General features: G+C 71.9%; 20 protein-coding genes. 7 read left to right on the top strand and 13 right to left on the bottom strand.

Annotated elements, in window-relative coordinates; translation table 11 throughout:
* Positions 1-5 precede the first annotated feature (5 nt).
* From KBY47_RS13425 to KBY47_RS13415, 3 genes are all read right to left on the bottom strand, one after another.
* Positions 6-1,079, bottom strand: coding sequence for an LCP family protein (locus KBY47_RS13425; RefSeq protein WP_247694641.1), 1,074 nt, complete (start codon positions 1,077-1,079; stop codon positions 6-8).
* Positions 1,080-1,168: 89 nt separating this feature from the next.
* On the bottom strand, positions 1,169-2,533 hold the full coding sequence (locus KBY47_RS13420) for an endo-1,4-beta-xylanase (protein WP_210921298.1): 1,365 nt from the start codon (positions 2,531-2,533) through the stop codon (positions 1,169-1,171).
* A 111-nt stretch (positions 2,534-2,644) separates the two neighbouring features.
* Positions 2,645-3,697 carry a LacI family DNA-binding transcriptional regulator gene (locus KBY47_RS13415; protein WP_210921297.1) on the bottom strand — a complete coding sequence of 351 codons (1,053 nt, stop codon included), beginning with the start codon at positions 3,695-3,697 and terminating at the stop codon, positions 2,645-2,647.
* Positions 3,698-3,904: 207 nt separating this feature from the next.
* Here KBY47_RS13415 and KBY47_RS13410 point away from each other — a divergent pair, with 207 nt between their 5' ends.
* From KBY47_RS13410 to KBY47_RS13395, 4 genes are all read left to right on the top strand, one after another.
* Positions 3,905-5,272 carry an ABC transporter substrate-binding protein gene (locus KBY47_RS13410; protein ID WP_210921296.1) on the top strand — a complete coding sequence of 456 codons (1,368 nt, stop codon included), beginning with the start codon at positions 3,905-3,907 and terminating at the stop codon, positions 5,270-5,272.
* On the top strand, positions 5,269-6,180 hold the full coding sequence (locus tag KBY47_RS13405) for a carbohydrate ABC transporter permease (protein ID WP_210921295.1): 912 nt from the start codon (positions 5,269-5,271) through the stop codon (positions 6,178-6,180). The genes KBY47_RS13410 and KBY47_RS13405 overlap by 4 nt, the downstream gene beginning before the upstream one ends.
* A gap of 4 nt (positions 6,181-6,184) precedes the next feature.
* Positions 6,185-7,093: a carbohydrate ABC transporter permease gene (locus tag KBY47_RS13400; RefSeq protein ID WP_210921294.1), complete on the top strand. Its 909-nt coding sequence runs from the start codon at positions 6,185-6,187 to the stop codon at positions 7,091-7,093.
* A 68-nt stretch (positions 7,094-7,161) separates the two neighbouring features.
* Entirely contained in the window at positions 7,162-9,471 is a 2,310-nt protein-coding gene (locus KBY47_RS13395) for a glycoside hydrolase family 3 N-terminal domain-containing protein (protein WP_210921293.1), read from the top strand.
* Positions 9,472-9,508: 37 nt separating this feature from the next.
* On the opposite strand, the gene KBY47_RS13390 is transcribed toward KBY47_RS13395, so the two are convergent.
* The 5 genes from KBY47_RS13390 to tsaB all read right to left on the bottom strand — a co-directional run bounded on the left by KBY47_RS13390 (position 9,509) and on the right by tsaB (position 13,435).
* Complete coding sequence (locus tag KBY47_RS13390; RefSeq protein WP_210921292.1) at positions 9,509-10,717, bottom strand: NAD(P)/FAD-dependent oxidoreductase; 1,209 nt, start codon at positions 10,715-10,717, stop codon at positions 9,509-9,511.
* A 181-nt stretch (positions 10,718-10,898) separates the two neighbouring features.
* A complete protein-coding gene (locus tag KBY47_RS13385) occupies positions 10,899-11,165 on the bottom strand; it encodes a hypothetical protein (protein WP_210921291.1) in 267 nt (88 codons plus the stop codon).
* The gene (tsaD, locus tag KBY47_RS13380) at positions 11,162-12,247 is read right to left on the bottom strand and encodes a tRNA (adenosine(37)-N6)-threonylcarbamoyltransferase complex transferase subunit TsaD (RefSeq protein WP_210921290.1); all 1,086 of its coding nucleotides are present in this window, start codon (positions 12,245-12,247) and stop codon (positions 11,162-11,164) included. The genes KBY47_RS13385 and tsaD overlap by 4 nt, the downstream gene beginning before the upstream one ends.
* Positions 12,240-12,746, bottom strand: a complete 507-nt coding sequence (gene rimI / locus KBY47_RS13375) for a ribosomal protein S18-alanine N-acetyltransferase (RefSeq protein WP_210921435.1) — start codon at positions 12,744-12,746, stop codon at positions 12,240-12,242. The genes tsaD and rimI overlap by 8 nt, the downstream gene beginning before the upstream one ends.
* A gap of 35 nt (positions 12,747-12,781) precedes the next feature.
* Positions 12,782-13,435, bottom strand: a complete 654-nt coding sequence (gene tsaB, locus KBY47_RS13370) for a tRNA (adenosine(37)-N6)-threonylcarbamoyltransferase complex dimerization subunit type 1 TsaB (RefSeq protein ID WP_210921289.1) — start codon at positions 13,433-13,435, stop codon at positions 12,782-12,784.
* Between the two features lie 123 nt (positions 13,436-13,558).
* Between tsaB and KBY47_RS13365 the strand changes: the two genes are divergently transcribed.
* Positions 13,559-14,113 carry a hypothetical protein gene (locus KBY47_RS13365; RefSeq protein WP_210921288.1) on the top strand — a complete coding sequence of 185 codons (555 nt, stop codon included), beginning with the start codon at positions 13,559-13,561 and terminating at the stop codon, positions 14,111-14,113.
* Between the two features lie 171 nt (positions 14,114-14,284).
* Here KBY47_RS13365 and KBY47_RS13360 read toward each other — a convergent pair whose 3' ends face one another.
* The 5 genes from KBY47_RS13360 to KBY47_RS13340 all read right to left on the bottom strand — a co-directional run bounded on the left by KBY47_RS13360 (position 14,285) and on the right by KBY47_RS13340 (position 19,081).
* Positions 14,285-14,458, bottom strand: a complete 174-nt coding sequence (locus KBY47_RS13360) for a hypothetical protein (protein WP_210921287.1) — start codon at positions 14,456-14,458, stop codon at positions 14,285-14,287.
* 155 nt (positions 14,459-14,613) lie between these two features.
* Positions 14,614-15,126 carry a tRNA (adenosine(37)-N6)-threonylcarbamoyltransferase complex ATPase subunit type 1 TsaE gene (tsaE, locus tag KBY47_RS13355; RefSeq protein WP_210921286.1) on the bottom strand — a complete coding sequence of 171 codons (513 nt, stop codon included), beginning with the start codon at positions 15,124-15,126 and terminating at the stop codon, positions 14,614-14,616.
* Positions 15,092-16,345, bottom strand: coding sequence for an alpha/beta fold hydrolase (locus KBY47_RS13350; RefSeq protein WP_210921285.1), 1,254 nt, complete (start codon positions 16,343-16,345; stop codon positions 15,092-15,094). The genes tsaE and KBY47_RS13350 overlap by 35 nt, the downstream gene beginning before the upstream one ends.
* A 57-nt stretch (positions 16,346-16,402) precedes the next feature.
* Complete coding sequence (gene alr, locus KBY47_RS13345) at positions 16,403-17,593, bottom strand: alanine racemase (RefSeq protein WP_210921284.1); 1,191 nt, start codon at positions 17,591-17,593, stop codon at positions 16,403-16,405.
* Between the two features lie 57 nt (positions 17,594-17,650).
* Positions 17,651-19,081: an NAD(P)H-hydrate dehydratase gene (locus KBY47_RS13340; RefSeq protein WP_210921283.1), complete on the bottom strand. Its 1,431-nt coding sequence runs from the start codon at positions 19,079-19,081 to the stop codon at positions 17,651-17,653.
* Between the two features lie 182 nt (positions 19,082-19,263).
* On the opposite strand from KBY47_RS13340, the gene KBY47_RS13335 reads away from it, so the two are divergent.
* Both KBY47_RS13335 and KBY47_RS13330 read left to right on the top strand, forming a co-directional pair.
* Positions 19,264-20,409: a hypothetical protein gene (locus KBY47_RS13335; protein ID WP_210921282.1), complete on the top strand. Its 1,146-nt coding sequence runs from the start codon at positions 19,264-19,266 to the stop codon at positions 20,407-20,409.
* Positions 20,410-20,559: 150 nt separating this feature from the next.
* Positions 20,560-20,916, top strand: coding sequence for a hypothetical protein (locus KBY47_RS13330; protein WP_210921281.1), 357 nt, complete (start codon positions 20,560-20,562; stop codon positions 20,914-20,916).
* Positions 20,917-21,953: the final 1,037 nt, after the last annotated feature.

Genomic DNA, 21,953 nt, shown 5'->3' with positions numbered 1-21,953 from the left:
TTGCGTCAACGCAGCGACTCCCACAGCTCGCCCGCCTCCGGCTCGTCCGCCACCACCCGGTTACGGTCCCAGGGCGCGGGCAGCACCGGCATCGTCACCGTCGTCACGTTCTCCGGCTCCAGTCCCCGCAGGCTCTCCCCCAGCCCGGTCAGCTCGCCGAGCGAGTCGAGTTCGGTGTCGGTGGTGAGGCTGCGGGTGAGGGTGTCGGCGACCCGGTACAGCTCGGTCGGGTCGGAGAGCAGGCTGGTGCCGGAGATCTGGGTCAGCAGGGCGAGCACCAGCTGCTGCTGGAGCCGGATGCGGCCCAGGTCGCTGCCGTCGCCGACGCCGTGCCGGGTGCGGGCGAAGGCGAGGGCCTGCTCGCCGTCGAGGTGGTGGGTGCCGGCGGGCAGGGTGAGGTGGCTGTCCTCGTCGTCGATGTCCTCCTCGGTGGTGACGGTGACCCCGCCGAGGGCGTCCACGAGGTTGGCGAACCCGGCGAAGTCCAGCTCGACGTAGTGGTCCATCCGGACGTCGGTGAGCGTCTCGACGGTCTTGACCGCGCACACCGGACCGCCGACCGCGTAGGCGGTGTTGAACATGACGTTCTGCCGCTCGGCCGTCTCGCCGCCGTCCGGGAGGGGGCAGGACGGGCGGGTGACCAGGGTGTCGCGCGGGATGCTGACGACGGTCGCCCCGGTGCGCCCGGCGTCGAGGTGGACGATCATCGCGGTGTCGGAGCGGGCGCCGCCGCTGTCGCCGCCGCCGAGTTCCTGGTTCTCCGCGCCGGTGCGGGAGTCGGAGCCGAGGACGAGGATGTTCAGGGCGCCGCTGGGCACCGGGGAGGCGGCGGCCGACGCGTCGCCGGTCGGGGTGGTCAGCGGACGGGGCGGCCGGTCGTCGCCCAGGGCGCTGTTGATGTCGACGCCGGTGATGTTGTCGTTGAGGTGCCAGTAGGCCCAGCCCGCGGCGGCGATGCCCAGCACCAGCGCTCCCGCGAGGGTGAGACCGGCGGCCTTCAGCACGGTCGACCTCCGTGCCGCCGGTCCGGGCGTCTTCCCCTGCTCGTGCTCGCCTTCGTCAAGTCCCGCCACGGACATGAACATAAGTCCGAAATATTACGAGCGGGAACCCGAGGCCGTGCTTTCTTGGGAACTTCTCAGATTTCACGGTCAAATGACGTGTTACGTCACCCCATCGACACCACGGGCGCCGGATTGCTCCCGTTCCACGTGCCGTTGAAGCCGAACGTCACCGAGCCGCCGGGCGGCACGGTCCCGTTGTAGGAGGCGTTGGAGCAACTGACGGCGGTGCCCGTCTGGACGCAGTCGGCGTTCCAGGCCTGGGTGATCCGCTGGCCCGCGCCGTAGGTCCAGTTCACCCGCCACGACGACAGCGCGGTGTCCGCGCAGTCGATCCGCACCTGCCCGGTGAAGCCGGTGTTCCACTCGTTGACCACGCTGTACGTGGCCGTGCACCCCTCGCCGGGCGGCTCGCTGGTCCCGCCGAGGGACGCGGCGATCGCGTCGTAGGCCGGTTTCGGCGCGTAGTTCTCGTCGTACGGGGTCGCGGCCCCTTGGCCCTCGAACCAGTCAGGGATCCAGGAGTCGGAGTCGGTGAAGCCCCACACGGTGACGCCGGAGCAGCGGTCGACGGCCACGCAGGCGTCCATGACGGCACGGTAGTCGGCGGCCTGCTGGGCCAGCTTGGCGTCGGTGACCGGCAGCTGCATCCGGATGTCCAGCTCGGTGATGGCGACGTCCACGCCGAGGTCGGCGAAGCGCTGGATGTTCTGCTGGAAGGTGCCGGGGACCTGGCCGAGGATCAGGTGCGCCTGGAGGCCGACCCCGTCGATCGGGACGCCGCGCTCCTTCAGCGACCGGACCAGGTTGTACAGGGCGGTCGACTTCGCGTTGACGCCCTCCACGTTGTAGTCGTTGATGTAGAGCTTGGCGCTCGGGTCGGCGGCCCGCGCCCGCGTGAGCGCCTCGGCGATGTAGTCCTGGCCGAGGCCGTCGTACCAGAGGGTCTGCCGGTAGGTGCCGTCCTCGTTGAAGGGTTCGTTGACCACGTCCCAGGCGGCCACCCGGCCCCGGTAGCGGGTCATCTCGGTGTCGATGTGGTCCATGAGCAGGGTGCGCAGCTCGGCCGGGGTGAAGTCGCCGTTCGTCAGCCAGCCGGGGTTCTGGCTGTGCCAGACCAGGGTGTGGCCGCGCACCTCCTGGCCGTTCGCTTCGGCGAAGTCGACGATCCGGTCGGCCTCGGCCCAGTCGAAGGAGCCACGGGACGGCTCCACCGACTCCCACTTCATGGCGTTGCCGGGCGTGAGCCAGTTGAACTCGCGGGCCGCGACCTCGGCGTAGGTGCCGCTCAGCTTGGAGCCGGTCACCGCGGTGCCGATGACCTTGCCCTTGGCGTCGGCGAGGTCGCGCAGCGGGGCGTCGGCGGACTGCGCAGCGGGGGCGGCGAGCAGCAGTGCGCCGAGGGTGGCGAGGCCGGTGAACAGCGACGCCACGGAGGAGCCTGTTCTCAGAGATCTCTTGCGGGTGCCCATCACGGGTGCCTCCGAAAATTTCGGTTCGATAACCGATTGGCTTCGGAGGAGTGTTGAGGGCGTCGCCCCACCCGTCAATACCGCACCTTTCGGCCACCGCCTTCCCGGCGGTCAGGCGGGCGGCGCCGCCGTGCTGCTGCGGACCACCAGACTGGTGGCGAGTTCCACCCTGGTCGCGGCCGGTTCCGTACCGTCGGTGCGGCCCAGCTCCATCACCAGCCGCGCCGCCGCCTCGGCCATCTCGGTCAGCGGCTGCCGTACGGTCGTCAGCGGCGGCCCCACCCAGCGCGCCACCGGCAGGTCGTCGAAGCCGACCACGCTCACGTCCTCCGGGATCCGCAGCCCCAGCTCGCGCGCCGCCTCGTACAGCCCGAGCGCCTGGAGGTCGTTCCCGGCGAAGATCGCGGTCGGCCGGTCCTCGCGGCGCAGCAGCTGGAGCCCGAGCCGGTAGCCGGACTCGTGGTGGAAGTCGCCGGGCATGATGAGGCTCGGGTCGACGGGGAGCCCGGCGGTCTCCAGGGCGGCCCGGTAGCCGTCCACCCGGGCGCGGCTGCACATCATCCGCGAGGGCCCGGTGATGGCGCCGATCCGGGTGTGCCCCAGCTCCACCAGGTGCCGGGTGGCGGCGAGGCCGCCCTGCCAGTTGGTGGCGCCGATGGAGGGCACGTCGGTGCCGGGGTCACCGGCCGGGTCCATCACCACGAACGGGATGGACCGGCTGGTCAGCAGGGCCCGCTGGGACTCGTCCAGTTCGGACAGGACCAGGATCACGCCGTGCGGGCGGCGGGCGGCGACCTGGTCGGCCCAGGTCCGGCCGGGGGTGAGCCGTCCGGCGCTCTCGGAGAGCACCACGCTCAGGCCCGCGTCCCGGGCGACGTTCTCCACGCCCCGGATGACCTCCAGCGCCCAGGCGCTCTCCATCTCGTGGAAGACGAGGTCGAGCAGGGGCGAGCGGGTCGCCTCGGCCCGGCGGCGCCGGTAGCCGTGGGTGCGCAGCAGTTCCTCGACCCTGGTCCGGGTGGCGGGAGCGACGTCGGCACGGCCGTTGAGGACCTTCGAAACAGTCGGCGCGGACACTCCCGCCTCGCGGGCGATCTCCGCGAGCGTCGCGGTCTGCGCGGACCGTCCTGTCGTCTGGGTTTGAGCGCGTTCCGGGGCAGTCATGCTGGCGATCGTATCTCTGCGCGACCTCTTGACGGAGCCCCTGGGGCGCCATAGGTTCCCCAAAACATTCGGAAGACGGTGCGAAACATTCGTATGTCACGGAGACCCACGAGCCTTCGTACCCGGCGCCGAACAGTCAATCAAGGCAACACAGGCATTCGTACTGCGCAAGCAATTTCGTGCTCGACATTCGCGAGAGGTGCGGTCATGGAGTCCACAACAGGGCGGTCCAACGGCGGGCGGCCCGACGGCGGCAGCCAGGGCGGACGGACGTTCAGCAGGCGCTGGGTACTGGGGGCAGGCGCGACCACGTTGCTCACCACCGGCCTGACCGCCTGCGGCTCCGGAAACGGCTCGGGCGGCAGCGGCGGCGGCACCATCACCGCGTTCGTCTACGGCGACGACGCGGTGAAGGTCCAGCAGGCGGCCGTGGACCGGTTCAACAAGTCGGCCGCCGCCAAGGACACCGGCGGCAAGATCAAGCTGGAGCGGATACCCGGCTCCGACTACTCGCCCAAGCTGCGCACCGCCATGGGCTCGCCCAGCGCCCCCGACGTGTTCTTCAACTGGGGCGGCGGCTCCATCAAGCCCTACCAGGAGGCCGACAAGATCGTCGACCTCACCGACATCATCGAGAACGACAAGGTCCTCAAGGACGGCTTCCTGCCCTCCGTGCTCGCCGCCGGCGACCTCGGCGGCCGCCACTACGGCATCCCGATGCGCGGTATGCAGCCGGTGATCCTCTTCTACAACAAGGCCGTCTTCGCCGAGCACAAGCTCCAGCCGCCCACCACCTGGGACCAGCTCCTCGACAACAACGCCAAGCTGAAGAAGGCGGGCATCACCCCCTTCGCCCTCGGCGGCTCCGACATCTGGCCCGAACTGATGTGGCTGGAGTACCTCGTCGACCGCATCGGCGGGGAGCAGGTCTTCCGCCGCATCCAGGACGGCGACATGCAGGGCTGGGGCGACCCGGCGATGCTCAAGGCCGCCGAACTGGTGAAGGAACTCGTCGACGACGGCGCCTTCGGCTCCAAGTTCACCTCGGTGTCCTACGTCAACGGCGGCGCGCCCGCCGTCTTCGCCAAGGGCAAGGCGGCCATGCACCTCATGGGCTCCTGGGAGTACTCGACCCAGCTCGGCAAGTTCCCCGACTTCGCCAAGAAGGACCTGGGCTGGGCGCCCTTCCCCAGCGTCGAGGGCGGCACCGGCGACCTCAGCAACGTCGTCGGCAACCCCACCAACTACTGGTCCATCAACAGCCGCACCCGCAACAAGGACGCGGCGATCGCCTTCCTCAAGGAGTGCGCCTCCCAGCAGTACGCCAAGGACCTGGTCGCCAACGGCGACGTGCCGACCACCTCCAACGCGGCCCTGCTGCTCAACAACGCGCCCAACCCGGAGTTCGCCAAGTTCCAGTACGAGATGGTCGAGAAGGCCACCGCCTTCACCCTCTCCTGGGACCAGGCGCTCGGCGACGAGCTGGGCACCAAGATGCACACCGAGATCGGCAAGCTGTTCGCCGGGAAGCACTCGCCGCAGCAGTTCGTGGACGCCTGCAAGGGGCTGAAGTGAGCACCACGGTCCACAAGGGTTCCGGCCGGTCCGTCACCAGGACCGGCCGGTCCACCCGGGCCCGGGCGGGGCGTCCGCACGCCGCCTGGGCCCTGCCCGCCGTCCTGTTCTTCGCGTTCTTCGCGATCGTCCCGATGGCACTGGCGTTCTACCTGTCCTTCACCAAGTGGGACGGCCTCAGCGACCCGCAGCCCGTCGGCTTCGACAACTGGCAGCGGCTGCTGGACGACCCGCGCATGACCCAGTCCCTGTGGCTGACGGTCCTGCTCACCGTCACCAGCTGGCTCTTCCAGACCGTCGTCGCCCTGCTGCTCGGCGTCTGGGCGGCGGGCCCGCAGCGCAACCGGGCGATCCTGTCGGCGATCTACTTCACCCCGCTGCTGCTGTCGTCCACCGCCATCGCGATCCTGTTCTACGCCCTGCTCGACCCGAACTTCGGCATCATCCAGAAGGACACCCTCGGCTCGTCCAGCGGCGCCTTCCTCGCGATCGTGTTCGTCGGCGGCTGGCAGTTCATGCCGCTGCACACCCTGATCTACCAGGGCGGCGCCCGCCAGATCCCGGCGGTGCTCTACCAGGCGGCGGCCATCGACGGAGCCGGCCGCTACCGCCAGTTCTTCTCGATCACCCTGCCGCAGCTGCGCAACACCATCACCACGTCCTCCGTGCTGATCGTCGTCGGCTCGCTGACCTACTTCGAGACGGTGCTGATCCTCACCAAGGGCGGCCCCGGCACGGACACCGCGATCCTGCCGTACCTGATGTACGAGGCGGGCTTCCGCAACTACGACTTCGGCTACGCCAGCGCCATCGCCTCCTTCCTGGTGCTGGTGGCCACCGGCCTGTCCCTGCTGCTGGTGAAGCTGAGCGGCTTCGGACGCATGCGCAGCACGCGCGAAGGGATGTGACGGCATGTCACACGACACGTTGCGGCGCCCCGCCAAGACCAGCGGAGACTCCCCGGAGCACATGAACACCGCGCACCACCGCCGACGCCGCCACTGGACCAAGCGCGCCAACCCGGTCGCGGGCCTCGGCTCGCTGGTCTGGCTGGTGATCGTCCTGATCCCGGTCTACGCCATGCTGTCGGCGTCCCTGACCCGCCAGGAGGACGCCCTCACCGGCAACCCGCTCAAACCCCCGAGCAACCCCACCTTCGACAACTACAACACCGTCCTCGACAGCGGCTTCGGCCATCTGCTCACCAACACCGCGATCACCGCGGTGGCCGTCGTCGGCATCGTCCTCGGCCTGTCCATCCCGCTGGCCTACGTCGCGGTCCGCACCCGCAACCGCTGGTCCGGCACCGCCTTCCGGGTCTTCCTGCTCGGCGTCGCCATCCCGGCCCAGGCGGTCGTCGTCCCGCTGTACCTGCTCATCTCCGAACTCGGCCTCTACGACACCCTGCTCGCCGTCATCCTGCCGACGGCGGCCTTCGCCATGCCGGTGTCGGTACTGATCCTCGTCGGCACCCTGCGGGACGTCTCCGAGGAGCTGTACGAAGCGATGGCGCTGGACGGCGCCTCACCGCTGCGGATGCTGTTCCAGCTGACGATCCCGCTGGCCAAGGGCGGCATCAGCACGGTCGTCATCTACTCCGCGCTCCAGGCGTGGAACGGCTTCCTGTTCCCGCTGATCTTCACCCAGTCCGACGGCCCGCGCGTGCTCACGCTCGGCATCTTCAACTACGTCAGCCAGTTCGGCGTGAACATCCCCGCACTGCTCGCCTCGGTCGTCCTCTCCGGCATCCCGATCTTCGCCGTCTATCTGGTGGCCCGCCGTGCCCTGGTGAGCGGGCTGATGGGTGTGGGCGGCAAGTAGACCCCGGCACCCGCACAGCCCGCACCCGCGCGACCGCCCCGAGACGCATCCCAACCGACTGGAGTTCCATGACCACCGCCCCTTGGCGCGACCCCGCCCTCCCCGCCGCCGCCCGCGTCGACGACCTCCTCTCCCGGATGACCCTGGAGGAGAAGACCGCCCAGCTGTACGGGGTGTGGGTGGGCGCGGACACGGACGGCGCCGGAGTCGCCCCGCACCAGCACGACATGACCACCGAGTGGAACTGGGACGAGCTGATCACCCGGGGCCTCGGCCAGCTCACCCGCCCCTTCGGCACCGCCCCCGTCGACCCGGCCACCGGCGCCCAGTCCCTCGCCGCCGCACAGCGCCGGATCAGGGAGGCGGGCCGGTTCGGCATCCCCGCGCTCGCACACGAGGAGTGCCTGGCCGGGTTCACCGCCTGGCAGGCCACCGCCTACCCGGTGCCGCTCGCCTGGGGCGCCACCTTCGACCCCGCGCTCATCGAGGAGATGGCCCGGCACATCGGCCGCGACCTGCGCTCGGTCGGCGTCCACCAGGGCCTCGCCCCGGTCCTGGACGTCGTACGCGATCTGCGCTGGGGCCGTGTCGAGGAGACCATCGGCGAGGACCCGTACCTGGTCGGCACGGTCGGCGCCGCCTACGTCCGCGGCCTGGAGTCGACCGGCATCGTCGCCACGCTGAAGCACTTCGCCGGGTACGCCGCCTCCGCGGGCGCCCGCAACCTCGCGCCCGTGCGCGCGGGCGTCCGCGAGTTCGCCGACATCACCCTGCCGCCGTTCGAGATGGCCCTGCGCGAGGGCGGCGCCCGCTCGGTGATGGCCGCCTACAACGAGACGGACGGCGTCCCCGCCTCGGCGGACGCCCACCTCCTCACCGAACTCCTGCGCGACGAGTGGGGCTTCACCGGCACGGTCGTCTCCGACTACTTCGGCGTCGCCTTCCTCCAGAGCCTGCACCGCGTCGCGGGTACCCCCGCCGAGGCGGCGCACGCGGCCCTCGCCGCGGGCATCGACGTGGAACTGCCCAGCCTCAACTGCTACGGCGACCCCCTGACCGAGGCGGTCCGCGCGGGCGAGGTCCCCGAGGAGCTCATCGACCGGGCGGCCCGCCGCATCCTGCTCCAGAAGTGCGAACTGGGCCTCCTCGACGAGGACTGGCGGCCCGAACCCGGCGAGCACATCGACCTGGACTCCGCGGCCAACCGCGCCCTGGCCCGCCGTATCGCCGAGGAGTCGGTGGTACTGCTGGACAACCCGGACGGGCTGCTGCCGCTGGCCCCGGACACCCGGATCGCGGTCGTCGGACCGCGCGCGGCCGACCCGCTGGCGATGCTCGGCTGCTACTCCTTCCCCTCCCACGTCGGCACCCACCACCCCGACAAGCCGATGGGCATCGCCATCCCGACCGTCATCGAGGCGCTGCGCGGCGAACTCCCCGACGCCAAGGTGACGTTCGCCGAGGGCTGCGGGGTCTCCGACCCGGACACCTCCGGCTTCGAGGAGGCGGTGGCACGGGCCGCGGAGGCCGACGTGTGCGTGGCGGTCCTCGGCGACCAGGCGGGCCTGTTCGGCCGCGGCACCTCGGGCGAGGGCTGCGACGCCGCCGACCTGCGACTGCCCGGCGCCCAGAGCGAACTGCTGGACGCGCTGGTCGCCACCGGAGTCCCGGTGGTGCTGGTGCTGCTCACCGGCCGCCCCTACGCACTCGGCCGCTGGCACGGCAGGCTCGCCGCCGTCGTCCAGGCCTTCTTCCCCGGGGAGGAGGGCGGCCCGGCGGTCGCGGGAGTGCTGTCGGGCCGCGTCACCCCCTCCGGCCGCCTCCCCGTCAGCGTCCCGCGCGACCCCGGCGGCCAGCCCTGGACCTACCTCCAGCCCCCGCTCGGCCTCGCGGGCGAGGTCAGCAACCTGGACCCGACGCCGCTGTACCCGTTCGGGCACGGCCGCTCGTACACGACGTTCGAGTGGACGGACTTCGACGGCGCCGAGGAGACGGAGATCGGCACGGACGCCTCGTACGACATCGGTGTCAACGTCACCAACACCGGTGACCGCGAGGCCGCCGAGGTCGTCCAGCTCTACCTCCACGACCCCGTCGCCACGGTCACCCGCCCCGACGTCCGCCTCATCGGCTACCAGCGGGTGCACCTCGCCCCCGGCGAGAGCGCCCGGGTGACGTTCCGCTTCCACACCGACCTGTCCGCCTTCACCGACCGCACCGGCCGCCGCGTCGTCGAACCCGGCGCCCTTGAACTCCGCCTGGCGGCCTCCAGCACCGACACCCGTCACACGGCCCGGCTGACCCTGACCGGCCCGCGCCGCGAACTCCCCACGGCCCGCCGCCTGCGCTGCGAGACGGAGGTGACACCCGGGGCGTAAGCGGCGCGGCGCGGGGCGCCCAGGGTGCGTGCGCAGCTCACCTCGCGGCGCCGACGTGCCCCCCGTACTCGTCCTCGTCGTCCACCTCGATGCCCTCCAGCTCGTCCATCAGCGGCAGGAGTTCCTCGCCCCGCTCGTCCGCGGCCAGCAGCCACATGGCGGCCTCGCGGGCGGCGGGGTCACGGCGCAGATGCTCGAGCAGGCCCCGCCTGGCCTCGACCGTCTCCGGGGTACGGCCCATCAGCACCCGGTAGAAGGCGTGCGCCAGGTACTCGATGTTCCCCACGGCCTCGGGCCGGGCCGTGGCGTACCCGTTGGCCCGCCCGTACCTCGCCAGGATCTGCCCGTCCAGGAACCCCATGGTCGGGTCGATGCCGACGAGCGGGTGCACATGGCCGACCGCGTCCCCGACCATCGCGATCCGCCCGTGCTCGTAGGACCTTCGGGTGCGGAAACCCTCCGCCGTCCAGGTGATCCCGTCCTCCTCGGCGGCCGCCCGGTCCAGCGGTTCGTGCAGCTCCGGCGGCAGCAGCGGCCAGAACTGCTCCTTGAGGTGGTCCCGCACCTCGTCCTCGGCGGGCAGCTTGCTCGGCAGGTCGAGGCCGACCCCGATCAGGTCCCGGCCGAGCGCCTGGATCCGTACGCTGCGCCCGTGCTCGTCGGTGATCACCCGGATCTGCTCGTACCCCTTGAGTCCGGTGCCCTCCAGCACCGCCGACGCGGTGAGCGAGGTGACGGTCTCCGGCAGGTCGCCGTAGAGCCTGCGGCGGACCACCGAGGTGCGGCCGTCGGCCCCGACCAGCAGGTCGGCGCGGTACTGGGTGTCGAACTTGCCGCGGGTCGCGTGGACCGAGCCGTCGAGTTCCACGCTGAGGATCTCCACCCCGTGCAGCAACTCGATCTCGTACCGCTCGATCAGGCTCTCCTGCATCGCGTCGGCCAGATCCGTGTACGAGATCATCAGCGGCCGCGCCTCCGCGGGGAACCGCAGCTCCACGGGCTCCGGATGGCCGTGCTCGTAGAAGGTGACCCCGGTGCCGCGCGCGAACCGGCCCGGCGGCAGCTCCACGCCCCACCGCCGCATCAGCTGGACGGTGGGAGGGAAGAGCACCTCCGCCACCGGCCGGGTCAGGGGCCCCTTCGCCATGTCGCACATCAGCACCCGGGCGCCTTTGTCGGCGAAGGTGTGCGCGGTGGCGCAGCCGATGGGTCCGGCTCCGATGATGATCACGTCCGCGTTGTCCATGGGCACCTCTCAACCCCGCCCTGCGGGGCCTGATCGCTGAGGACTGCACTGAGGCGGCACCCACGGCGCTCCGCCGACTGAGGCCTGCCGGGCAGGTACGGTACGCCGACCCGGCGAACAGAGGTGGCGAATGAACCGATACGGCTGACTTTACGGCGTGTCGCCTTGACGTGACCGACCGTCAACCAGTAATGCCCTCGGCAACGGACTCGAACCGCCAGCGATGCACCGCCCGGCTCACCAACTCGCCCTCCGGCTCCGGCAGTTCGGGCAGTTCGGCGTCGAACGCCGCGTCCCACCAGGTGATGACGAGCACCCGGCCCTGCGGGGCCCAAAAGGTCTCCCGCCGCAGCGGCACCCCCGCAAGCTCCTGCGCACGGGCCCAGTCGAGCAGCTCCGCCCCCCGGCCGGGCATCGCCCGCGCCTCCCACATCAGCGCCACGGTCACGAGTACAGGTTCTCCTTGCTCACCTCGTGCACATGGTCGTGCCCCGGTACGTGCGGGTTCGTCACCGGCAGCGAGGAGTCCGCCGACAGGTCCCACGCGGACGCGGCCCGGTTGCGGGCCACCATCTCGGCGCCGAGCGCGGCGACCATCGCCCCGTTGTCCGTGCACAGCTTCGGCCGCGGCACCCGCAGCCGAATCCCCGCCGCCTCGCACCGCTCCTGCGCGAGCGCCCGCAGCCGCGAGTTGGCGGCGACACCACCGCCGATCATCAGATGGTCGACGCCCTCGTCCTTGCAGGCCCGTACCGCCTTGCGGGTCAGCACATCGACCACCGCCTCCTGGAAGGAGGCCGCCACATCACGCACCGGCACCTCCCCCCCGGCCGCCCGCTTGGCCTCGATCCAGCGCGCCACGGCCGTCTTCAGCCCCGAGAAGGAGAAGTCGTACGCCGGATCGCGGGGCCCGGTCAGCCCGCGCGGGAACGCGATCGCCGCCGGGTCGCCCTCGCGCGCGTACCGGTCGATCACGGGACCGCCCGGGAAGCCCAGGTTCAGCACCCGGGCGATCTTGTCGAACGCCTCGCCCGCCGCGTCGTCGATGGTCGCGCCCATCGGCCGCACGTCGGAGGTGATGTCGGAGGACAGCAGCAGCGACGAGTGCCCCCCGCTGACCAGCAGCGCCATCGTCGGCTCCGGCAGCGGCCCGTGCTCCAGCTGGTCGACGCAGATGTGCGAGGCCAGGTGGTTGACGCCGTAGAGCGGCTTGCCCAGCGCGTACGCGTACGCCTTCGCCGCCGACACCCCGACCAGCAGCGCACCGGCGAGACCGGGACCGGCGGTCACCGCGATGCCGTCGAGGTCCCGGGCGCTGACCCCGGCCTCCTTCAGCGCGCGCTCGATGGTGGGGACCATCGCCTCCAGATGCGCCCGGGACGCCACCTCCGGCACGACCCCGCCGAAGCGGGCGTGCTCGTCGACGCTGGAGGCGATGGCGTCGGCCAGCAGGGTGGTGCCGCGGACGACACCGACACCGGTCTCGTCGCAGGAGGTCTCGATCCCCAGGACCAGGGGTTCGTCAGCCATGGATCTCGGTTCCTTGTGCAGGGTCCGGTGGTACCGGCGCGGAGTCGGATACGGAGTGTGCGGGGTCGGTCAGCCGCATGACCAGGGCGTCCACGTTGCCCGGCTGGTAGTAGCCGCGCCTGAAGCCGATGGGTTCGAAGCCGAAGCGCTCGTACAGCCGCTGGGCGGGCCGGTTGTCGATCCGGCACTCCAGCATCACCTCGGCGCACTCGAACGCCGTCGCCGCCCGCAGCAGCTCGGTCAGCAGCCGCGCCCCGAGCCCGGTGCCCCAGCGGTCGCGGGCCACGGCGATGGTCTGCACGTCGGCCAGCTCACCGGCGGCGGCGAGGCCGGCGTACCCGACGACCCGCTCCCCCTCGGTGGCCACCAGGTACCGCCGGGTCGAGCCCGGCCCCCGCGCATGGGCCAGCTCGGACCAGAACATCCCCCGCGACCAGGCGTCCTCGGGGAACAGGTCCCGTTCCAGTCCCAGCACGGGGTCGATGTCCCACCAGCGCATCTCCCGCAGCAGCACGGGCGTCACCTCTGGCTCGGTCACTTGGGCGTGACCACCTTGTAGTTCTTGGGGACCTGGGCGTCCGGGCGGCGCAGGTACAGCGGCCGGGGCGGCGCCAGGTCCTCGCCCGCGGCCAGCTTCTCGGCGGCCAGCCGGGCCAGCGCGGCGGCGGACACGTGCTCGGGCTCGTGCGCCTGCGGGAACGTGCCGGGGTACAGCAGCGCGCCCGCGCCGACCGCGGGCAGCCCCGCGACCCGGTCGGCGATGTCTGCGGGCCGGTCGACGGCCGGGTCGGTGAGCCGGGTGCGCGAGTCGGCGTAGCGCGCCCAGTACACCTCCTTGCGCCGGGCGTCGGTGGCCACGACGAACGGCCCCGGCAGATCGGCCGCGTACGCCAGACCGTCCAGCGTGCACAGCCCGTGCACGGGCACCCCGAGCGCCAGCCCGAAGGTGTCGGCGGTCATCAGCCCGACCCGCAGCCCGGTGTACGGGCCGGGACCGGTCCCTACGACGATCCCGGTGACGGCGTCCAGTCGGCGCCCCGCCTCCCGCAGCACACGGTCGACGGCGGGCAGCAGCAGCTCACCGTGCCGTCGTGCGTCGACCTGGCCGGCGGAGGCGATGACGTCCGTGCCGTCGTGCAGGGCGACGGTCACGGCGGGGGTGGCGGTATCCAGAGCGAGCAAGAGCACGCAAACAGCCTACGGCTCCCGCGCCGCGCGCACGGCCGCCCCGGGCGGGCCCGCCACCGCTGCTACGGTCACCGGGGACCACAGCAGGACATACACCGACATACGACGCAGAGGTGGACGACGGTGGCAAGCAGCAGCTCGGGGATCGTGATCGGGCTCACCGTGGCGGCCCTCGGGACGATCGGGTACCTCGGCTACCAGGCCTCCGCGAACGTCCCCCTCGAGTTCGACCGGCCGAAGGCGGCGGCGTCCCTGGCGGCGCTCGCCTCCAAGGCCCCCCGCGACACCCACGACCCCACCGCGCTGCCCTCCAACTCCGGGACCGGGGAACGCGTCGTGTACTCCCTCGACGACGACCGCGTCTGGCTGGTCGCCGCCGACGGCACGGTCAGGCGCACCTTCCGGGTCGTCCCCAGCACGGTCGACCCGCTGCCGGGCAACTACACCGTCTCCTCCCGCTCGGGGCGCATCACCGGCTCCGACGGCGTCCCCGTCGAGCATGTGGTCCGCTTCGCCACGGTGGACGGTGTGACCATCGGCTTCAGCGCGGCCGTCGACCCCTCGGCCCCGGCCCCCGCCACCGGCGCACGCACGGGCGGCATCCGCCAGAGCCGCCCGGACGGCGACGCCATGTGGCGGTTCGCGACGGTGGGGCAGCGGGTGGTGGTGATCCGCTAGGGCCTGTCTGACAATTCCCGTCGTCGCCCGTAGGGCGGCTCTGCGGCGTCAGGTGCGTGCTCTCGGTGTGCCGGGCCCTGACCCACGTACTGGATGTACTTGGGTCAGGGCCCGGTGCGGCGAGAGCACGTGCATGGCGTCGCGGAGCAGGCGGGAATTGTCAGACAGGCCCTAGGCGGCCTGTCGGCGTTCTGGCCGGTGAGGGGCCACGGTGGGTTCCGGCTCCCGCGGTGGCCGCGAGATGAGGTCGGCCGCGGCGCAGGACGCCAGCAGGTCGCGCATGGACACGCCGGTGGGGACCCCCGGCACCGCGCGCGGTGCCTCGTCTCGTTCGCTGGTCGGCATGGGCGCCTCCTGAGGTACGGGGGCGGATGTAGTTAGGTAAACCTAACTACCGCTGGATACCATCTGAACACGCCGAAGGCACCCCACGCAATAACGTCCCGACAACTTGTCGGAAAACGCGGGGTGCCTGCCGTACCGGTGGACGAACGGCCCGCTCAGGCCGTCAGCACGCTCAGGTCGGCCCCCGCCCAGCGCTCCCCGATCCCGGTCAGCGTCACCCGCCGCACCTCGTCGGTGGTGTCGCCGACGGCCCGGTGGACGGCGAGGTGCAGCCGGTCCTCCGTCAGCTCCTCGACCTTCCCCTCGCCCCACTCCACGACGATCACCGAGTCCGGCAGCGAGACGTCCAGGTCCAGGTCCTCCATCTCGTCCAGACCGCCGGAGAGCCGGTAGGCGTCCACATGGACCAGGGGCGGACCGTCCCCGAGGGACGGGTGCACCCGGGCGATCACGAAGGTCGGCGAGGTGACCGCGCCCCGGACGCCGAGCCCCTCGCCGAGCCCGCGCGTCAGGGTCGTCTTGCCCGCGCCCAGTTCCCCGCTGAGCATCACGAGGTCACCGGCGCGCAGCAGCTTGGCGAGGCGGCGGCCCAGTTCCCGCATCTGCTCGGGGGAGGTGACGACCAGCTCGGTCTCAGCCGGGTTGTGCGGTGCTGCTGGTGCTTCCATAGCCACTTACGGTAGCCCCTGCGGGCACCGCGCCCACACGGGTGAGGAGGTCGGCGAGGCGGTCGGTGACCACCTCCGGGTGCTCCAGCATCACCAGGTGCCCGGCGTCCGGCACCAGCACCAGCTCCGACTCCGGCAGCAGATCGGCGATCGCCTCACTGTGCTCACTGGGCGTCACCAGATCCTGCACCCCGGCCAGCACCAGCACCGGTATGTCCGCGAAGTACACCAGCGCCTCGGTCTTGTCGTGGTCGGTGAAGGCCGGGTAGAACTCCGCGACCACGTCGATCGGAGTGCCCTCGATCATCCGCTCGGCGAACCGCTCCACCGCCGGATCGATGTCCCGCGCCGCGAACGAGTACCGCTTGATGATCCCGGCGAACAGATCGGCGGTCGCCCGCCGCCCCTTCTCCACCAGCTCCGCCCGCTGCCCCAGCGCCTTCAGCACCCCCGGCAGCACCCGCCGCACGGCGTTCACACCCGCCACCGGCAGCCCGAAGTTGACCTCGCCGAGCCGCCCTGACGACGACCCCACCAGGGCCGCGCCCACCACCCGCTCCCGCACCAGCTCCGGGAACTGGGCGGCCAGCGCCATGATCGTCATCCCGCCCATGGAGTGCCCGACCAGCACCAGCGGCCCCTCCGGCGCGGCCACGTCCAGCACGGCCTTCAGATCCTGCCCGAGCTGGTCGATGCTGACCGGCAGCCCGTCCTGTATCTGCGCCACCCCGCGCCCGGACCGGCCATGACTGCGCTGGTCCCAGTGCACGGTCCGCACCACACCGCGCAACGCGGCCCGCTGGAAGTGCCAGGAGTCCTGGCTGAGGCAGTACCCGTGGCAGAACACCACGGTCACCGGGACCGGCGCCTTACGGCCGAACAGCCGACGCCTGCGGGGTGCGAGCTGCGCCTCCGGCTCCACGTCGTCGACCTCGAAGTACAGCTCGGTGCCGTCATCGGCGTACGCCTTGCCGGGCATGCCCCGCAGGGCGCCGTACGGACCGGCGGAGTCCAGCGCGAGCCGGGCCTTCTGCCGCATGCCGCGCCCGACGGTCAGCCGCTCGATGGCGACCCCCGCCGCCGCCCCGGCCGCCAGCACGCCTATCGCGGCACCCGCGACGCCGGTCGCTCTGCGCCAGCCCCCGGCCGCGGCCCCCGTGGCGGAGGCGACGGCCGCCGAGGCGGCGTCCGCGACGACCTCCGCACTGCTCTCGCTCACGTACCGCTCCTCTTCGCCGTACCTACCCGCTTCACGCGTGTGGCCGCGCTCTGCGAGTTACCCGTCAGGCTGTTCGTTCACATGCTCGTCGTCCACATAGACGCGGGGAACGCGCGTTCCGATCCGGGTGACGATCTCATACGCGATGGTCCCGGCCGCCTGCGCCCAGTCCTCGGCGGTGGGCTCACCCCGGTCACCGGCCCCGAACAGCACCGCCTCGGCCCCCGCCTCCGGCTCGTCGCCCCCCAGGTCGACGACGAACTGGTCCATCGCGATCCGCCCGGCCACGGTCCGCCACTTCCCGCCGATCAGCACCGGCCCGGCCCCCGAGGCATGCCGCGGAATCCCGTCCGCGTACCCCACCGGGACCAGCCCCAGCGTCGTACCGCCCGGCGTCGTGTAGTGGTGCCCGTAGCTGACGCCGTGCCCCGCCGGTACGTGCTTCACCAGCGCCAGCGACGCCGCGAGGGTCATCACCGGCCGCAGCCCGAAGTCCGCCGGGGTGCCCACCTCGGGGCTCGGCGAGATCCCGTAGAGCGCGATACCCGTCCGTACGAGATCGAAGTGCGACTCGGGCAGGGTCAGGGTCGCGGGCGAGTTGGCGATGTGCCGGACCTCCGGCCGCAGCCCCTGCCGCTCGGCCTCCGCGACCATCTCCCGGAACGCGGTGAGCTGGAGCGCGATGGACGGATGCCCCGGCTCGTCGGCACACGCGAAGTGCGACCAGACCCCGGTGACCCGCAGCAGCCCCGCGCCCTCGGCCTCCACCGCGGCGCCGACCAGCTCCTCCCAGTCGCCCGGCTGACAGCCGTTGCGCCCGAGCCCGGTGTCCGCCTTGAGCTGCACCCGCGCGGACCGCCCGGCACCCCGGGCCGCCCGGACGACCTCACGCAACGCCCACATCCCGCTCACCGAGACGTCGAGATCGGCCTCGACCGCCTCCCGCCACGGCCCGCCCGGCGTCCACAGCCAGCACATGATGCGCGTCGAGGCGGGCAGCCCGCCCCGGGCCCGCAGCACCAGGGCCTCCTCCGGCGTGGCCGTACCCAGCCAGTCCGCCCCCGCGTCCACGGCGGCCCGCGCCACGCGCAGCGCCCCGTGCCCGTACGCGTCCGCCTTCACCACGGCCATCAGCCGGGCCCCGGACGCCCGCTCCCGCAGGGCACGCACGTTCGCCCGCAGCGCGCCCAGGTCGATCTGGGCGTGGGCGCGCAGCGGGGCGGTCGGCAGAAGTGCTGTCTCAGTCATCGCGCCCAGTGTCTCAGAGGGCACCGACACCACCGCCGCGACGGGACCTCACCCTTGTCAGTCGCACACGTCCCGCCAGGCGGCCGGAATCGCCGCCGCCACATCGTGCGCCCCGAGCGGAGCCCCGTCGGCCGCGTACCTCCCGGCCAGCCCGTGCAGATACGCCCCGGCGCTCCCCGCGTCCAGCGCCGGAAGACCGGCCGCCAGCAACGACCCCACCAGCCCCGACAGCACGTCCCCGCTCCCGGCCGTGGCCAGCCATGACGTCCCCGTCGCGTTCACCCGTACGGCCCCACCGCCGGCGTCGGCGACCAGCGTGGTCGACCCCTTCAGCAGCACGGTCGCCCGGTACCGCGCCGCCAGCTCCCGCACCGCCGCCAGCCGCCCGGCCTCGACCTCCTCCCGGGCCACCCCGAGCAACGCAGCGGCCTCCCCGGCGTGCGGCGTCATCAGCGTGGGCGCGGTACGCCCCCGCACGACCTCGGGGTCGGCGAGCCGCAGCCCGTCCGCGTCCAGCAGCACCGGCACCTCACCGGCCAGCACCTCCGTCACCGCCCCGGCGTCGTCCCCGGCCCCCGGCCCCACCACCCAGGCCTGCACCCGCCCCGCGTGCTTCGGCCCTTGGTCCGACACGAGCGTCTCGGGGAACCGCGCGATGACGGCGTCCCCGGCGGGCCCGACGTACCGCACGGCCCCGGCGCCCCCGCGCAACGCGCCCGCCACGGACAGCACGGCGGCCCCCGGATACCGGGCCGACCCGGCGGCGACCCCGACCACGCCCCGCCGGTACTTGTCGCTCTCGACGCCGGGCACCGGCAGCAGCGCGGCCACATCGGCGTGCTGCAAGGCCTCCAGCTCCCCCACGGCGGGCAACTCCAGCCCGATGTCGACGAGCCGCACGACACCGGCGTACTCCCGCGCGGGATCGACGAGCAGCCCCGGCTTGTACGTCCCGAACGTCACCGTCAGATCGGCCCGCACGGCGGCCCCCCGCACCTCCCCGCTGTCCCCGTCCACCCCACTGGGCAGATCGACGGCGACGACGGCGGCCCGGGCCCGGTCGGCGACCTCGGCGAGGGCGACGGCGTCCCCGCGCAGCCCGCCCTTGCCGCCGATCCCGACGATCCCGTCGAGGACGAGGTCGGCCCGCTCGATGAGCGCTGCGGCGCCGCTGACGTCGACGACCCGGCCTCCCGCCTTGCGCAGGGCAGCGAGCCCACCCCCATGCACCCGCTCGGGATTCAGGCGTACCGCCGTCACCCCGGCCCCCCGCCGCGCGAGCCGCGCCCCGGCGTACAGGGCGTCACCCCCGTTGTCCCCGCTCCCCGCCAGCACCACCACCCGCTTGCCGTACACCCGCCCGAGCAGATCGGCACAGGCGGCGGCGAGCCCGGCGGCGGCCCGCTGCATCAGGGCTCCCTCCGGCAGCCGTGCCATGAGTTCCCGCTCGGCCGCCCTCACTGTCTCCACGCTGTAAGCAGTCCGCATACCCGTGAGTCTCCCCCGCACGTCCCGTTGATGCCCTGCCGTTGCCGCTCCGCCGTTGACGCTCCGCCATTGACGCGTCGCCCGGCCGTTGCCAAACTCCCACCCCCCACAGGATGAATCGATTCAGTCGAACAGATTCGACGACTCGGGTCGATTCCGACACGACAGGAAGCCGGACTCTCATGGGACGCAGAGCCGCACTTCTAGCCGCCACCACCGCAACGACCCTGCTCGCCGCCGCAGGCGCCCTCACCTCCGCCCCCACAGCGTCGGCCGCCGCATGCGGCGAGGGCACCTACCACGCGGAGGCCACCCTCAGCGGCAGCACCTGGACGGCCCGCCGCGGCGGCAGCACGGTCTACACGGGCGCGGACATGCGCACGGCCGTCCAGTCGGCCATCAACAGCCTCACGTCAGGCCGTACGGCGAAGGAGAGGGTGGTGGTCCGAGGCTCGGGAAGCATCCCGGCGTCGACGCGCATCAGCCTTCCCTCCTACACCACCCTCGACGTCTGCGGCACGATCAACGTCACCGGCACCGGCTCGGGCGACCAGGCCCCCGTCTACTCCCGGGGCACCCGAGACATCGAGGTCCAGCACCTGAACGTCACCGGCACCCCGCTCTACGGTGTCTTCATGCGCAACGTCCAGAACGCCACCCTGGGCCAGATCGACATGCGCCTCTCCTCCGGCCTCGGCATCCGCATCGACAACCGGGGCGACACGTCCCAGTGGACGCGCAACGTCCGCATAGACAACGCGTACGTCTCCGGCGCCTCGAACCACGCCGTGGAGACCTACGGCGTCGACGGCCTGACCATCGGCACGGTGACCGCCCGCAACGTCGGCTACTCCGGCCTCCTCCTCAACGAGACCATCAACGCATCCGTCGGCAAGGTAGACGCGGAGAACACGGGCACCGGCACGGGCTACGCCGCCTTCCGCATGGCCAACCGCAACGGCAGGGTGGGCAGCGGCTACCCGACCAACATCAGGGTCGGCGAGGTCGTGGCAAGGGGCGGCGGCCGAGGCGTGTTCTGCGTCTCGGAAAGCGGCGGAGCGGTCATCGACAGGGTCACGCTCTCGAACACGGGCAACAACGCCATCCTGATTGAGAACTGCTACAACGTGAACATCGCGGCGCAGAGCGGCACGGTGACGGGCGGCGGCGAAATCCGCCTGGCAGCCCGCACGGAGTTCCCGAACAACGACAACATCACCATCCAGAACCTCACGGTGACGAACTCGGCGATCAGGGAAACCCCCTGCGGCACGAACACCACGTTCCGCAACAACACCCTGGTGAACAGCACCCAGTCCATCTGCTGACCGCAACTCCAGACCCTCGGCCTCAGGAAGGTGGAAGGTCCCTGAGGCCGAGGAAACCCCCAACCACGGGCAGCAGGCGTTTCCTTCGGCTGCGGTCCGCGCTGCCGAACGGCCAGGTGAGTGTCAGTGCGGGGTGGGAGTCTCAGGGGCATGAGCTACGACCTGGCTGTCTGGGAAGGCGAGAGGCCGGCGGATGACAAGACCGCCGGCCAGGTCTTCGGCAACCTGTACGACCGCTACATCGAGGGCGATGCGGAAGAGCCTCCGTCCGAACGCATAGCGGCTTACGTGGCCGCGCTCCTTGAGCGCTGGTGCGACATCACCGAGGACGAGGAAGACACCTCGCCCTGGTCGACCGGTCCGTTGATCGACGAGGCCAGTGGTCCGCTGATCTACTTCGCCATGCGGTGGAGCATGGCCGAGGAGGCATCGGCCTATGCGGCGGCCGTCGCGGAGTCCATGGGCCTGGTCTGCTTTGACGTGCAGTTGGACCGGCTCAGGCCGTGAGCAGGGCCGCCAATCGACGGTAGCTGATCAGGGTCGCGGCTATGCCGACGAAGGCGCCCAGTCGCTGTGAGTACTCGAGTCCCTTGCGGGCGAAGTGACACCACCCCCAGCCACACCACAAACGGGGCAACGGCAAAAACCCGGAACAGCGCCCAACCTCCGAACACGGGCCGGCCACGAGTCCACGACCCTGACGTCCCTGCCCGGCCACCACGACACGCCGTACGACATCACCGACGGCGCCCCCATGCCGATCCACGACTACTTCACCGCCCTAACGGCAACCCAGGCCGCGAACATCTCCGCACCCTGGCCCCGCCCAACCAACGCCACAGACAGCTAAGGCACGTCCCGACGCCCACCGCCCACGGAACTACGCCGCGAAGTCGGCTCGGGAACCGCGAAGGGCGATGCGGCGGACCCCAACTGATTCAGTTGCCGTTGGGGCCGCCCGCTTCTTGGCCAGTGTCGTGCTTCCGCGACCCGGCCTCAAGGGCGCTCCGCTACGCTCCGCGTCGGCTACGCCGATGGCCCTGCGGGCCACCCTTGACCCCGGCCCGCTCCAGCCCGGGTAAGAAGCGAGCGGACGGCCCGGAAAGACGGGTGGCCGGGGATCCGTTTTTCCTTCGGGCAGGCTGTGGGGTGGGCGTGGGTTGAGGGGCGCGTCGGCGTCTCGCCTGCACGCCGGGCCGGCTTGGCGGCTTGCGGCCCGGTGGGCGAGTGCGCGCCCGGCTGCCGGGGGCATGCCGGGATCGGCTTAGCGGCCATCGGTCGGTGGCGGGCGCGCGTCAGACGGGTGGCGGCACGCCGGGCGGGTTTGGCGGCTTGCGGCCCGGTGGGGGTGGAGGGCGCGCCCCGTGGCAGGGGGCACGCCGGGATCGGCTCAGCGGCCATCGCCCGGTGGCGGGCACGCGTCAGACGGGTGGCGGCACGCCGGGCGGGTTTGGCGGCTTGCGGCCCGGTGGGGGTGGAGGGCGCGCCCCGTGGCAGGGGGCACGCCGGGATCGGCTCAGCGGCCATCGCCCGGTGGCGGGCAC

It is taken from the genome of Streptomyces sp. B93, from assembly GCF_018070565.1.
Classification (GTDB): Bacteria; Actinomycetota; Actinomycetes; order Streptomycetales; family Streptomycetaceae; genus Streptomyces.
The sequence above is the reverse complement of the archived record's forward strand: the minus strand, read 5'-3'. Positions and strand labels throughout refer to the sequence as shown.

What these genes read in the sequence shown, in the direction of transcription:
- KBY47_RS13425 (WP_247694641.1), bottom strand. Translation starts at nt 1,079, where the DNA reads ATGTCCGTGGCGGGACTTGACGAAGGCGAGCACGAGCAGGGGAAGACG.
- KBY47_RS13420 (WP_210921298.1), bottom strand. Translation starts at nt 2,533, where the DNA reads ATGGGCACCCGCAAGAGATCTCTGAGAACAGGCTCCTCCGTGGCGTCG.
- KBY47_RS13415 (WP_210921297.1), bottom strand. Translation starts at nt 3,697, where the DNA reads ATGACTGCCCCGGAACGCGCTCAAACCCAGACGACAGGACGGTCCGCG.
- KBY47_RS13410 (WP_210921296.1), top strand. Translation starts at nt 3,905, where the DNA reads ATGGAGTCCACAACAGGGCGGTCCAACGGCGGGCGGCCCGACGGCGGC.
- KBY47_RS13400 (WP_210921294.1), top strand. Translation starts at nt 6,185, where the DNA reads ATGTCACACGACACGTTGCGGCGCCCCGCCAAGACCAGCGGAGACTCC.
- KBY47_RS13395 (WP_210921293.1), top strand. Translation starts at nt 7,162, where the DNA reads ATGACCACCGCCCCTTGGCGCGACCCCGCCCTCCCCGCCGCCGCCCGC.
- KBY47_RS13390 (WP_210921292.1), bottom strand. Translation starts at nt 10,717, where the DNA reads ATGGACAACGCGGACGTGATCATCATCGGAGCCGGACCCATCGGCTGC.
- tsaD (WP_210921290.1), bottom strand. Translation starts at nt 12,247, where the DNA reads ATGGCTGACGAACCCCTGGTCCTGGGGATCGAGACCTCCTGCGACGAG.
- rimI (WP_210921435.1), bottom strand. Translation starts at nt 12,746, where the DNA reads ATGCGCTGGTGGGACATCGACCCCGTGCTGGGACTGGAACGGGACCTG.
- KBY47_RS13360 (WP_210921287.1), bottom strand. Translation starts at nt 14,458, where the DNA reads ATGCCGACCAGCGAACGAGACGAGGCACCGCGCGCGGTGCCGGGGGTC.
- tsaE (WP_210921286.1), bottom strand. Translation starts at nt 15,126, where the DNA reads ATGGAAGCACCAGCAGCACCGCACAACCCGGCTGAGACCGAGCTGGTC.
- alr (WP_210921284.1), bottom strand. Translation starts at nt 17,593, where the DNA reads ATGACTGAGACAGCACTTCTGCCGACCGCCCCGCTGCGCGCCCACGCC.
- KBY47_RS13340 (WP_210921283.1), bottom strand. Translation starts at nt 19,081, where the DNA reads ATGCGGACTGCTTACAGCGTGGAGACAGTGAGGGCGGCCGAGCGGGAA.
- KBY47_RS13335 (WP_210921282.1), top strand. Translation starts at nt 19,264, where the DNA reads ATGGGACGCAGAGCCGCACTTCTAGCCGCCACCACCGCAACGACCCTG.
- KBY47_RS13330 (WP_210921281.1), top strand. Translation starts at nt 20,560, where the DNA reads ATGAGCTACGACCTGGCTGTCTGGGAAGGCGAGAGGCCGGCGGATGAC.